Consider the following 12,362-nt stretch of genomic DNA (forward strand, 5'->3'; position numbering starts at 1 on the left):
GCCTAATTAACCAAAACGGCCAGTGATATAATTCTCTGTTAGTTTGTGTACGGGGTTAGTAAAGATTTGATCCGTAGAGCCAACTTCAATTAAATGTCCCATGTGAAAATAGGCGGTCGTTTGCGAAATACGAGCGGCTTGTTGCATTGAATGGGTAACAATTGCAATGGTATAACGCTCCTTTAATTCATCAATCAACTCTTCGATAATCGCAGTTGCAATCGGATCTAATGCCGAAGCAGGTTCATCCATAAGAATAACTTCAGGGCTAACTGCTATCGTTCTTGCGATACATAAACGTTGTTGCTGCCCGCCCGAAAGCCCCGTTCCCGATGAGTTTAAACGATCTTTGACTTCGTTAAATAAGCCTGCTTTTTGCAAACTTGTAATTACAATTTCATCAAGGTCGGCTTTATTCGCAGCTAAGCCATGGATTCGGGGGCCATAGGCGACATTGTCATAAATAGATTTTGGAAAGGGGTTAGGTTTTTGAAATACCATACCCACACGTGCGCGTAATAACACAGGATCCATATCCTTATGGTAGATATCATCGCCATCTAATAATAAACTTCCTGTCACTTTACAGATATCGATGGTGTCATTCATCCGGTTTAAACAACGTAAAAAGGTAGATTTTCCGCAGCCCGATGGGCCAATCAAAGCCGTTACCTGATTACGTGCTAAATCTAAATTTACATTGCGAATCGCTTGTTTATCACTGTAATAAACATCAACATTGCGCATCGACATCTTTGCATCATCAGCAAATACGTTGCCAACTGTTTGCGTTATCTCTATACCATTGATCGTTGTTTTATTTGCTGTTGTCATTTTGTTCTCACTTACTATAAATAGGGTCTTGCTTAAAATTATTTGCCAATTTTTTCAAATTTCTTACGCAGTAGCGAGGCACTTAAATTCATTACCAATAAGAAAGCTAACAGTACTAAAATTGCGGCTGATGTTTTTGCTAAAAAAGCATGTTCAGGACTATCGGCCCAGAGGTATATTTGTACCGGCATAACCGTCGCTGCATCAGTGAAGCTCCCGGGCACATCAACAATAAAAGCAACCATACCAATCATCAGCAAAGGCGCCGTTTCACCAAGAGCTTGGGCTAAGCCGATGATGGTGCCGGTCAAAATACCGGGCATAGCGATTGGTAAAACATGCCCTAGCGTCACTTGCATTTGTGAAGCGCCTATGCCAATTGCTGCTTCACGTATTGAGTTTGGCACGGCTTTAATTGAAGCTCGACTGGCAATTATGATTGTCGGTAATGTCATTAAACTAAGGACGATACCGCCAATTAAGGGCGCCGATCTCGGTAATCCAAAGATATTAATCAACACAGCCAACCCCAGTAAACCAAAGACTATCGATGGTACTGCCGCAAGATTGTTGATATTAACCTCAATAAGATCCGTCCAACGATTTTTAGGTGCAAACTCTTCCAGATACAGAGCGGCGGCAACACCAATGGGAAAGGAAATAACTAACGTCACTAACATGGTTAAAAATGTACCGCTTAACGCGCCTCTTATACCAGCAAGCTCAGGTTCACGAGAATCACCATTAGTAAAAAATAACGTATTAAAGCGTGTTTCAATATCGCCTTTTTTATGAAGTGTATCTAGCCACATCGCTTGCTGTTCAGAGACCCGTCCAGCGCCTTCATTATCAATGTAATCACTTTTTAAGTAGGTATCGATGTCATCGTCGGCAAGAAACCATATTGGTAGAGTTTTGCCCACCAGAGAGGGATCTGCCAATACTTTATCTCGTAAATCAAACTCAGCGTTTGAACTCAATAATTGCGCCAATTGTCGTCTATCTCTGCGCGAGCTAACTTCAGGAAATTGCTTATACAATGCCTTTCGCACCACGCTGATATAATTCGCTTTTGCTAAGTCATCGCTGCTGATAGGCTCATTAGCACTATTGCTAAGCTCCAGTAATTCAGGGCTCAACTCTACCTCTATTTTGATCCAATTTTGATAAAATGCTGGATAGGCTTTTGCGGTGATATCGACGAATAAAATAACCACCATTAAAAATCCAAATGCGATTGCACAACGCCCCATCCAACGAAAACGAATTTCTTTCGCATTACGTTTACGAAGACTATTTCTAATTCGATCCGTATTACTTAGTTGCGTATTCTCTGACATAGAATTTATCTCTTGTTGTTTATTGATGTGCTTAGTCATATTGTTCTCTATATTTTCTGACCACTTTCAAAGCAATAATATTAAGTAATAAAGTAGTGACAAACAGCATCAAACCTAATGCAAATGCAGCGAGTGTTTTCGGGCTATCAAACTCTTGATCCCCTGTTAATAGCGTAACAATTTGTACCGTGACTGTGGTGACTGAAGCCAGTGGATTGGCCGTTAAATTTGCAGCCATCCCAGCTGCCATTACCACGATCATGGTTTCACCAATGGCACGAGAAATCGCTAATAACATCGCCCCAATAATGCCTGGCAAAGCGGCAGGTAATAACACTTTTTTAATGGTTTCAGATTTAGTCGCGCCCATTCCTAACGACCCCTCTTTAAGTGAAGTAGGAACGGCATTAATTGCATCATCGGAAAGTGAAGAGACAAAAGGTATAATCATCACCCCCATTACCACGCCTGCTGCCAAAGCACTTTCTGAGGCGACATTTAAACCGATAGATTCACCCATCCCACGAATAAAGGGGGCAACCGTTAATGCGGCGAAAAAACCATAAACCACGGTAGGAATCCCCGCTAACACCTCTAACATCGGCTTAGCAATGGTACGCAGTCTTTTACTCGCGTATTGTGAAAGATAGATAGCGGTTAATAGACCAATTGGCGCAGCAATGGTCATTGCAATCACGGTAATTAACATCGTGCCTGCAAATAACGGCACTGCTCCAAAGGCTCCCGAGGACCCGACTTGATCACTTCGCATTGCCATTTGTGGGCTCCACGTTGTACCAAATAAAAAGTCGAGACTAGAAACTGATTTAAAGAATTGCATGGACTCAAATAAGACCGACATAACGATGCCAAGTGTCGTAAAAATAGCGACGATAGAGCAACATAAAAATAACAGCTTAATAATGCGTTCTGAAAAGGCACGTGCAGTGAAGGTTTTACTGAAACGAGACATGACCAACATCGTACTTGCCACTGCTGTGACTAATATTAAGGCATACTTTAAGATATTGGCTTTGTCGTGTAGTTGCTGAAGGTAGATAGCAGTTTCTTGCTTTGCCGATAGGCTATCTAAATTAACAATCTGGGATGATGCCATAATACGAATATCATTAAGGTACAGACCTAACTCATCCGGTTTTAATGCTTGCACTGACTTGGGTAATGATTCAACCAATAAGCTCTGAATAACATTAGGCTCAATAATTCCCCATAAAAATAGTAAAAACAGTGCTGGTAGCCCACAACAAAATGCAGTTAACAAACCAAATTGCTGTGGAAGAGAATGCATATTCTTTATCTGACTTACACCACCAGCTACCTTAATGGAACGTTGCATGCCATACCAATAACTCCCGAGTGCGAGTATTGCTATTATAAAAATTAATGTTGTTGAGGTCATAAAAGGCCCTATTAAATTAAAACGATAAAAGGTAGCCCAAAATGGGCTACCTCATTTTTACTAATATTTATCTCTTATAGCATTAGTTTTTTCAGTGATTGTACATCGCTACGTAAAGCGTTTAGTTTATCTGTAGACAAAGGAATTAATCCTTTATCCGTTAAATATCCTTCCGAACCCATCGATGCTTTACTTGTAAATTCATCCAAGTACTCTTTGATACCAGGGATTTTACCGATATGTGAATTTTTAACATAGAAGTAGAGTGGGCGTGATACTGAATAGCTTCCATCAGCAATATGTTCAAATGTCGGCACATTACCTTCAATATATGAACCTTGAATTTTATCTGCATTTTGGTCAAGGAAACTAAACCCAAAGATACCTAACGCTTTTGGATTAGCTACCAACTTTTGAATTATGAGGTTATCATTCTCACCCGCTTCAATGTAGGCATGGTCTTCACGTACTGAATGACAAATCTGTTTAAAACGAGACTTATCCGATTTCTTAAGTGCTTTAATCCATGAGTATTGTTTACACCCTTCTTCCATCACCAACTCAACAAACGCATCTCGGGTGCCCGATGTTGGCGGTGGTCCTAACACTTCGATTTTAAAGTCTGGTAATGAGGCATTAACATCCTTCCAAGTTTTATAGGGATTAGGAATAAGTTTTTCACTGCCATCTGTCGCAGGGACTTCACTTGCTAGCGCTAGGAATAACTCTTGGCGAGTTAATTTCATCTGCTCTGCAGATTTACTATTAGCAACAACGATACCATCAAAACCAATCAACACTTCGGTGATATCACTAACACCATTTTTAACACACATGTCAAATTCGCTTTTTTTCATTCGACGTGACGCATTTGCCATATCAGGTGTATCAATACCATTGCCAGCACAAAATAATTTCATGCCGCCGCCAGTACCTGTAGATTCAATTTTTGGGGTTTTTAAGCCAGTTTTTTTACCAAAACGTTCAGCAACAACCGTTGAAAATGGATATACAGTTGATGATCCAACAACACTAATTACATCACGGGTTGATGCGTATGCTACTGATGATAAAGATGAAACAGTAAAAGTTAATGCTAATGTATTGAGTAATAATTTATTCATTTTCCTGACACTCCTTAGTTGGGTTGCAAGGATTATCAGGCAGTAATGTTAAGATTAGATTAAGATAAAATTAAAATTACTTATATTCAGCAGGTTAATAAAGAAATTATAACTGTAAAGAAAGTATCATTAAGGTGAGAAGTGCAATTATACCAATTCCTGTAAGTATGCGATCTAAATTTTGCGCAGGAAAAACAGCTTAATTCAAAGCGTAATTTGACGTAAATAGATCAGCTATTTATCGGAATTGGTATTATTAGTCGTTTCTACTTATAGCCGAGTTAACGACTAACAAAGTAGATTAAGGTCAAATGGCTATATCAGCTTCATTAACAGGATTAGCGCAGAGGGAATGTGACGGTAAATGTTGACCCATGTACTGGTTGACTATCCACATTAATGGTTCCGTGATGTTTCTCGACAATATTTTTAACTATCGACAAGCCAAGACCAGTACCGCCTAAATCCCGTGAACGCGCCTTATCAATACGATAAAAGCGTTCAAAAATGCGCAATTGATCTGCTTTACTAATACCGATACCCGTATCTCTGACAATTAACTGTGCTTCTCCGTTACACGCTTTTAACTTGACTTGTACCAGACCACCTTCAGGTGTGTATTTAATTGCATTATCAATTAAATTATCAATAAGCTGTTGTATCTCTTGCTGATCCCCATTGATACTCACACTTTTATCGCCTAACTGATGTGAAAGTAATATATTTTTATCTTGGCTGATAACCATTGCATTTTTTATCGCTTGTTTAACACTTATCCGTAAATCAATCACTTCAAATGGTGATCCATATTGATAGTCATCTAAACGCGATAAACTCATTAAATCTGTCACCAAAGCAGTTAAGCGAATCGTTTGCGCTTTAATTTTATCCATAAATCGAATACGTGTATTTTCAGGCATCTCTTGATCATCAATAATAGTTTCAATCAAACCTCGAATGGCCGTGATCGGTGTTTTTAACTCATGGGATGCATTGGCAACGAAATCTCGGCGTACTCGTTCTAAATAAGCAAGTTCAGAAATATCATGGAACACCACAACAGCCCCTGCCGATTCCCCTAAATCATCATTTAATGCAGCAACATAAACATCAACGACAGCGGCATTAACACTTTTATTCTCATTTTTAATTTGAATTTTAACCACATCTTGTAATGAGATTGCTGACTTAACTGCATTTATTATATCGGGAACATTAATCTGCTGAGCTAGTGGCTGCTTTATGGATGTTGTCATAGATAGTTTAAACATATTTGCAGCTGCTTGATTGATGTGGATGATATTCATGTGTTCATTGACATAAATAACCCCTTCCACCAGCCCTGCGAAAATCATCGCAAGGCGATTTCTTTCCGTAACAATCTGCTTGATGCGTAACTCGGAACTGCGCGCCATACGATTAAAAGCGCGTGCTAAAGTGCCTATTTCATCCTTTTGATTAGTCACGATGCGCTTACTGTAATCACCTTTTGAAATAGCTTGTGCCACCGCGGTAATTTTCACTAATGGGCCAGAAAATCGCTTAACGAAATAGTAACCTAATATCAAAGCGACAATTGCAGAAAATAAAGCACTTAACGCCACCGCAATACGAAGTTGTGACAATTTGGTATCAATAATCGTTAACGGTAAAGAGACGCGAACATAGCCATTTATCTTATCTTTATCTATCACAGGTAACGCCAGATAAAACATATTTTGACGCAATGTTTTACTAAAACGTGTTTTTGCTTCAATGTGATTTTTCCGAGCCGCGATAATTTCACTTCGGTTGAGATGGTTGTCCATAGTATCGGGGGACTGTTGTGAATCAGCAATCACCCTTCCCTGCGCATTAATCAGTGTCAGTCTACTTTGTGTTTTTTCTCCCAAGTCGAGGTACATTCGATTAATACTAGTTTCGCTCACTACATTAGTTGGCAGTAAAAATGATTTTGACAACTCCGTTAAAAATTGCGCACGAATGTATAGCGAATGCTGAATCTCTTGCAAGGTACTTTCAGTTGTTTGACGACTAATTAGCAGACTCACAATTAACGTTAATGTCAGAATAATCACCACATAACCGGCAAATAAACGGCGTAACAGACTTGGCTTAAACAGTGCAGTTTTGAACATTTATTTACTCGCTATCCTTAAAGCTATAACCAACGCCGCGTATGGTTTCAATGAATTGATGTTGTTCACCAATTTTTTTACGAATAGAGCGCACATGAACATCGATATTACGGTCAACAACAATGACGTCAGTCGAATATGCATTATTCATTAATTGCTCTCGGGAAAACACTCGTCCAGGATGCGAGGCTAAAAAATGCAACAGGCGAAATTCCGTGGCCGTTAATTTTACTTTTTCACCGAGATAGGTGACCTTATGTTTATCACTATCAATGACTAATCCTGCTACAGCGATACAATCTTGCGTGTTACTACTTGATTTTTCGACACGATGCTGGCCTCGACGTAGGGTTGACTTTATACGTGCGATCAACTCCTTCGGGCTAAAGGGCTTACTGACATAATCGTCTGCGCCTAAGCCAAGCCCAAGGACAATATCGCTCTCTTCACTCTTTGCGGTTACCATGATGATGGGAATATTAGCAGTTTCAGTTTGCGAACGTAGCTGTTTGCAAATATCTAACCCATCCATGCCGGGTAACATCAAATCAAGTAATGCGATATCGGGCAAATGGTCTCTAATTAATTGCAATCCTTGGATCCCATTACTTGCACTAACAACATCAAATCCCTCGCGTTGTAAATTGTAGGTAAGAATTTCCAATATATCGGCTTCATCCTCTACCACCACTATTTTTTGGTCAGCCATAATTATCCTATATAAATATATTTACCTAGGATAATACAGTTATATAAAGAAAATATTAAGAAATATGAATTAACAAAAATACCATTTACAATAATAACTTATCCACAAACAAGGGAAATTATGCACGAACAGCCTATCAGTCACATTTTGGCGACCTCACCAATGCAGTTGGTTAGCTTGGAAGGTTTTGATTTTTATATCAAACGCGATGATCTACTTAATCAACATTTTTCGGGTAACAAAGCGCGCAAATTCAGCTATTTCTTAGAAAATAATTTTTCAGCTATTAAGCGCATTATTGGCCACGGCTCTGCACAGGCAAACTCCCTCTACTCCTTAGCGGCACTGGCAAAAATAAAAGGCTGGCAATTAGACTTTTATGTCAGCCATATTGCACCATGGCTAAAAGAAAATCCGAATGGAAATTATCGTGCGGCACTTGCACTGGGCGCGAATGTCATCGAAGTCGATAAGCGTGAACTGCAACAATATGCCAACCTTGACTGTATGATGCGAGCACAATACGCTCACTTAAATGAAGAGACGCTATTTGTTCCCGAGGGGGGACGTTGCCAGCAAGCAAAACAAGGTGTCGGCAAACTTGCACAGGAGATAAACACTTTTTGTCGCGAACACAAACTCAACGATCCTTTGGTCATGTTACCCTCTGGTACTGGTACTACCTCTCTCTTTTTGCAAGCCGCATTACCTTATCAAGTCGTCACTTGTGCCTGCGTCGGCGATACAGACTATTTACGCAGTCAATTTGCAGAGCTAGAAGTCAATTGCGAATACTGGCCAACTATTTTACAAACCGAGAAAAAATATCACTTTGGCAAACTGTACCCCGAATTTTATACTATGTGGCAAAAAGCTAAACAACAAACTGGCATTGAATTTGATTTATTATATGACCCACTAGGGTGGTTAACACTGTTGGATTATTTACATGAGCATGGGCAAAACCGACCGGTTATTTATATACACCAAGGTGGACTCGTTGGTAATGAAAGCATGCTACCACGCTATACAAGAAAATACCCTGCAGGTAGATAACCGTAAAATATTTTACCAATATTAGGCATTCATTTAATATGCTGATATTGTGCACCGAAAAACAACAATCATAGGAGATAATAAGTGCCATACTTTGATTTAAAAGAGAAACGAATTGCGTTTCACGTGATAGATTTAGCCATTAAGCTGGTTGTATTATACGCCATCGCGGCATGGTGCTTTGGGATCATATCCCCTTTTATTTCGCCAATACTGTGGGCGATGATAATCGCTGTGGCGATATACCCCTTGCACCAAAAATTAACGAAACTCTTCAATGGTAAGGAAGGACGCGCTGCAACTTGTTTTGCCTTAATCACGATTACGCTTATCATGATCCCAACTGTTTTAGCCACGGGCTCTATATTTGATTCGATTAAATCGATATCTACCCTATTAATTAATGGTAATTTACAAGTACCAGCCCCGAGTCAATCAATAGCCGAATGGCCACTTGTTGGCGATAAAGTCTATGATTTTTGGCTACTTGCTTCGCAAAATTTAGAATCGGCTTTAATTAAAATCGAGCCGCAACTCGGTCAGCTAGGCAAACAATTGATTGGCTTAACAGTCAGTGGTGGTCTGGTTATTTTACAATTTATATTTGCAGTGATTGTAGCAGCGATGCTACTCGCTCATTCTAAATCGGCTCAGTCTGCCGCTAAACAAATTGCCAACCGCCTTGCTGGCGAACAGGGCCATAATTACGTAGCACTGGCAGCGGCGACCATCAAAAGTGTTGCCCAAGGGGTACTTGGCATTGCCTGTATTCAAGCGATCTTTGCGGCATTAGGCTTAGTTATCATGGGCGTCCCCTTTGCAGGAGTTTGGACCCTTATCGTTTTATTCCTTGCTATAGTGCAGTTACCGCCAATCCTTATATTAGGCCCAATCATCGCCTATGTGTTTTCCGTTTCACCGGGAACAGAAGCGGTTATTTTTGCAGTTTGGTGTGTGATCGTCAGTGGCAGTGATACTTTCTTAAAACCCTTATTGCTTGGACGGGGTGTCGATGTACCAATGATTGTTATCTTAATGGGCGCTATCGGCGGCATGTTAATGTCTGGGATTATTGGTTTATTTGTCGGCGCAGTGGTCTTGAGTGTTGGCTATAAGCTACTACTTGAATGGTTATCGCATTACAAATCTGAGAGTGAAAAAATTGCATCGCTAAGTGAAATCGAAAAATAACGGTTAATCTCTACGTCTATTATAGACACTTAATCTATTCTTGATAAGTGTCTATATCTTTACCAATAATTATTGGAAAGTCTCCGCAAGTTGACGAATCAACTCCTCTTGTTGTGCCGTTAATGTCTCGGGCGTCTCGACCACCACTTCATATATTAAGTCCCCGACTAGATGACTTTTCATCGGTTTAACCCCTTTACCTTTAATACGGAACTTTTTCCCTGTCTGTGTCCCCTTGGGTATTTTAAGGTTAATATACCCATCAAGAGTTGGCGCTTTTAATGTCCCCCCTAGTGCGGCCGTAGGGAAGCTCATCTTAACGAAACAGTGCAGATCGGCACCATTGCGTTGAAAATCAGGATCTTGATTAATTGATATCTGAATTAACAGATCCCCCTTGGGCCCACCAAAGACCCCCTCTTCGCCTTTACCTGTTATTCTAACACTTTGCCCTTCATCAATGCCCTGTGGAATAGTGACTTTTAATGCCTTATCGGTATTAGGGAATTTAACTTCTTTTTGACAACCATTAATAGCCTCACGCAGCGATAGATTAATCCGATAGCGTAAATCCGCTCCTTTTTCGGCTCTTGGTCGATGCTGATCCCTAAACATATTGGCAAAAAAATCGTTAAAATCACCCTGTCCATTTTGGAAGCCCCCCATATCGGATTGGTTAAATCCATGACCATGTGAGCGGAACTGATTCCCCTGAAAGCCAAAATCGTCATACTCTTGGCGCTTGTCTTCGTCGGACAAGATTTCATAGGCCGCTTGCGCTTCCTTAAATTTTTCTTCTAACTGCGTGTTACCCTTGGTACGATCAGGGTGATATTGCATAGCCAACTTTTTGTAGGCTTTTTTGATCTCTTTATGGGTTGCATTTTTATCAACCCCTAACACTTCATAATAATCACGTTTAGTCATTATATTTTCCTTAATTACAAGACCGACTCTTGCGTATTTTTTTATTTTATTAAGTAATCAAGAGCTGACGTAATAGCGGCAACTTGTGCATCGATGCATATTGCAGGGGAGGCTGTTGCACTATCGGGATAAACTTCCGTTGTCGTACAGTAGGGGGCGTCACTAAATCCAGCACACAACCCTAGTTTTTTACAAGCATAGTTTATTACACCATATTGGGTAGTAGGCTCACCGATAATCAAACCGTCTTTGTCCGCGGCTGCAATATGGGTAATACTTTTAACACCTTGAATAATCGCCGCCTGAAAAGCATCTACTGGTTTTTCACTATCTCCAACTAAATAAAAGCCATCAGGGATATCCCAAATACTGTGTTGCACCGCATCCCGTGCCGACAAAGCGGGTCTAAAAACGGTGTTATCGGTATCGGTTGTTTCATGCAAATCGATATGCGCGGTGATGCTGCTTTCCATTGCAACGAGATAATCCATCAGGGCTTGCGATTCTTGACAATCACTACTTTGACAAAATGAACGGTTAGGATCAAGCGCCATAGGATTCCAACGATTAATTGTTTCATATCCCCAAGGACTAACACAGGGGGCAATGATAAAATTAAAATGAGGAGTGTAAGTCAATAGGCTAGTTTCAATAAATTTCAGTGCCCCTAATACGCCACTAGTTTCATAACCATGAACGCCACCTGTAATTAAAATAGTGGCTTTATCACCGTGCCATTGCGCACTTTTAACAATATAGAGTGGGTAGCGTAAATCATCATAGGAAAGTGTCCCATACTGCTCACAAACAAATTGCTTATCGGCTATTGCAGCCATTATTTTTAACTTATCTACAACATCACTTTGGTATGAACGTTGGATTTGCTGCTGTTGCAACCAAGCTTCGCGCTCTACTTGGCCCCACTTTTGAGAACTACTTATTTTTTTTTCTTGTTTTGCGCTTTTCATATAACGACCTGCTGTGTTTATAAATTCTGATGTATAAAACGCTAAACAACGGATTAACAATGCGTTAACATCTATACTATCTATTATTCAATCATATACGGAGTGTAAAATAGAATGGACAAACAACAAAGAGATATCACCTTGCGATTTCTAGCTGAGCCGCAGGATGTTAATTTTGGTGGTAAAGTGCATGGTGGTGCGGTTATGAAATGGATTGATTTAGCAGCCTATGCTTGTGCCGCGGGATGGAGTGGCAGATATTGTGTCACCGCCTATGCAGGCGGAATCCGTTTTGTTTCACCAATTCAAGTTGGCAGTTTGGTAGAGGTAAATGCAAAAATTGTTTATACAGGTAATTCATCTATGCACATTGCCATCAAAGTTTGTGCTTGCGATCCTAAATTATTAAATCGCAGTTTAACAACACATTGTATCGTTGTGATGGTTGCTGTTGATGAAACAGGCAACACAGCCAAAGTACCCCAATGGTCTCCTGTGAGTGATGATGATAAACGACAACATGAAGCGATCATTAAATTGATGGAAATGCGCAAAACAATAGGGGAAGAGATGCAAGCTTTTGTTAATTAATATATATATTAACAAGGCAACATGGCGTTCAAAATTTTACATCTAAGAGATTTATTAGCTATCC

The 12,362-nt window shown here is 40.0% G+C and carries 11 protein-coding genes; 3 read left to right on the plus strand and 8 right to left on the minus strand.

Annotated features, from left to right (window positions below; translation table 11 throughout):
* Nucleotides 1–6 precede the first annotated feature (6 nt).
* The 6 genes from pstB to AB2N10_RS05960 all read right to left on the minus strand — a co-directional run bounded on the left by pstB (nt 7) and on the right by AB2N10_RS05960 (nt 7,565).
* Nucleotides 7–834 (minus strand): phosphate ABC transporter ATP-binding protein PstB, encoded by an 828-nt coding sequence (pstB, locus tag AB2N10_RS05935; protein WP_369434484.1) that lies wholly within the window; start codon nt 832–834, stop codon nt 7–9.
* A gap of 38 nt (nt 835–872) precedes the next feature.
* Nucleotides 873–2,213, minus strand: coding sequence for a phosphate ABC transporter permease PstA (gene pstA / locus AB2N10_RS05940; RefSeq protein ID WP_354625224.1), 1,341 nt, complete (start codon nt 2,211–2,213; stop codon nt 873–875).
* Nucleotides 2,206–3,594 (minus strand): phosphate ABC transporter permease subunit PstC, encoded by a 1,389-nt coding sequence (gene pstC / locus AB2N10_RS05945; RefSeq protein WP_354625223.1) that lies wholly within the window; start codon nt 3,592–3,594, stop codon nt 2,206–2,208. The genes pstA and pstC overlap by 8 nt, the downstream gene beginning before the upstream one ends.
* A gap of 74 nt (nt 3,595–3,668) precedes the next feature.
* Nucleotides 3,669–4,718 (minus strand): PstS family phosphate ABC transporter substrate-binding protein, encoded by a 1,050-nt coding sequence (locus AB2N10_RS05950; protein WP_354625222.1) that lies wholly within the window; start codon nt 4,716–4,718, stop codon nt 3,669–3,671.
* A 338-nt stretch (nt 4,719–5,056) separates the two neighbouring features.
* Nucleotides 5,057–6,856: an ATP-binding protein gene (locus AB2N10_RS05955; protein ID WP_354625221.1), complete on the minus strand. Its 1,800-nt coding sequence runs from the start codon at nt 6,854–6,856 to the stop codon at nt 5,057–5,059.
* A gap of 4 nt (nt 6,857–6,860) precedes the next feature.
* Nucleotides 6,861–7,565 carry a response regulator gene (locus tag AB2N10_RS05960; RefSeq protein ID WP_354625220.1) on the minus strand — a complete coding sequence of 235 codons (705 nt, stop codon included), beginning with the start codon at nt 7,563–7,565 and terminating at the stop codon, nt 6,861–6,863.
* 162 nt (nt 7,566–7,727) lie between these two features.
* Between AB2N10_RS05960 and AB2N10_RS05965 the strand changes: the two genes are divergently transcribed.
* Together AB2N10_RS05965 and AB2N10_RS05970 are read left to right on the plus strand one after the other, a co-directional pair.
* A complete protein-coding gene (locus AB2N10_RS05965) occupies nt 7,728–8,621 on the plus strand; it encodes a pyridoxal-phosphate dependent enzyme (protein WP_354625319.1) in 894 nt (297 codons plus the stop codon).
* Between the two features lie 84 nt (nt 8,622–8,705).
* Nucleotides 8,706–9,812: an AI-2E family transporter gene (locus tag AB2N10_RS05970; RefSeq protein WP_354625219.1), complete on the plus strand. Its 1,107-nt coding sequence runs from the start codon at nt 8,706–8,708 to the stop codon at nt 9,810–9,812.
* Between the two features lie 69 nt (nt 9,813–9,881).
* On the opposite strand, the gene AB2N10_RS05975 is transcribed toward AB2N10_RS05970, so the two are convergent.
* Together AB2N10_RS05975 and AB2N10_RS05980 are read right to left on the minus strand one after the other, a co-directional pair.
* Nucleotides 9,882–10,739 carry a DnaJ C-terminal domain-containing protein gene (locus AB2N10_RS05975; protein WP_354625218.1) on the minus strand — a complete coding sequence of 286 codons (858 nt, stop codon included), beginning with the start codon at nt 10,737–10,739 and terminating at the stop codon, nt 9,882–9,884.
* A 41-nt stretch (nt 10,740–10,780) separates the two neighbouring features.
* Nucleotides 10,781–11,707, minus strand: coding sequence for a M14 family metallocarboxypeptidase (locus AB2N10_RS05980; protein ID WP_354625217.1), 927 nt, complete (start codon nt 11,705–11,707; stop codon nt 10,781–10,783).
* Between the two features lie 114 nt (nt 11,708–11,821).
* On the opposite strand from AB2N10_RS05980, the gene AB2N10_RS05985 reads away from it, so the two are divergent.
* Complete coding sequence (locus AB2N10_RS05985; RefSeq protein WP_354625216.1) at nt 11,822–12,298, plus strand: acyl-CoA thioesterase; 477 nt, start codon at nt 11,822–11,824, stop codon at nt 12,296–12,298.
* The last annotated feature ends 64 nt before the right edge of the window (nt 12,299–12,362 follow it).

This window comes from Psychromonas sp. MME1, assembly GCF_041080865.1.
GTDB lineage: Bacteria > Pseudomonadota > Gammaproteobacteria > Enterobacterales > Psychromonadaceae > Psychromonas.

Excerpts from the sequence above, each read along its gene's own strand:
- pstB (WP_369434484.1), bottom strand. The coding sequence starts at position 834 with ATGACAACAGCAAATAAAACAACGATCAATGGTATAGAGATAACGCAA.
- AB2N10_RS05955 (WP_354625221.1), bottom strand. The coding sequence starts at position 6,856 with ATGTTCAAAACTGCACTGTTTAAGCCAAGTCTGTTACGCCGTTTATTT.
- AB2N10_RS05965 (WP_354625319.1), top strand. The coding sequence starts at position 7,728 with ATGCAGTTGGTTAGCTTGGAAGGTTTTGATTTTTATATCAAACGCGAT.
- AB2N10_RS05980 (WP_354625217.1), bottom strand. The coding sequence starts at position 11,707 with ATGAAAAGCGCAAAACAAGAAAAAAAAATAAGTAGTTCTCAAAAGTGG.
- pstC (WP_354625223.1), bottom strand. The coding sequence starts at position 3,594 with ATGACCTCAACAACATTAATTTTTATAATAGCAATACTCGCACTCGGG.
- AB2N10_RS05975 (WP_354625218.1), bottom strand. The coding sequence starts at position 10,739 with ATGACTAAACGTGATTATTATGAAGTGTTAGGGGTTGATAAAAATGCA.
- AB2N10_RS05960 (WP_354625220.1), bottom strand. The coding sequence starts at position 7,565 with ATGGCTGACCAAAAAATAGTGGTGGTAGAGGATGAAGCCGATATATTG.
- AB2N10_RS05985 (WP_354625216.1), top strand. The coding sequence starts at position 11,822 with ATGGACAAACAACAAAGAGATATCACCTTGCGATTTCTAGCTGAGCCG.
- pstA (WP_354625224.1), bottom strand. The coding sequence starts at position 2,213 with ATGACTAAGCACATCAATAAACAACAAGAGATAAATTCTATGTCAGAG.
- AB2N10_RS05950 (WP_354625222.1), bottom strand. The coding sequence starts at position 4,718 with ATGAATAAATTATTACTCAATACATTAGCATTAACTTTTACTGTTTCA.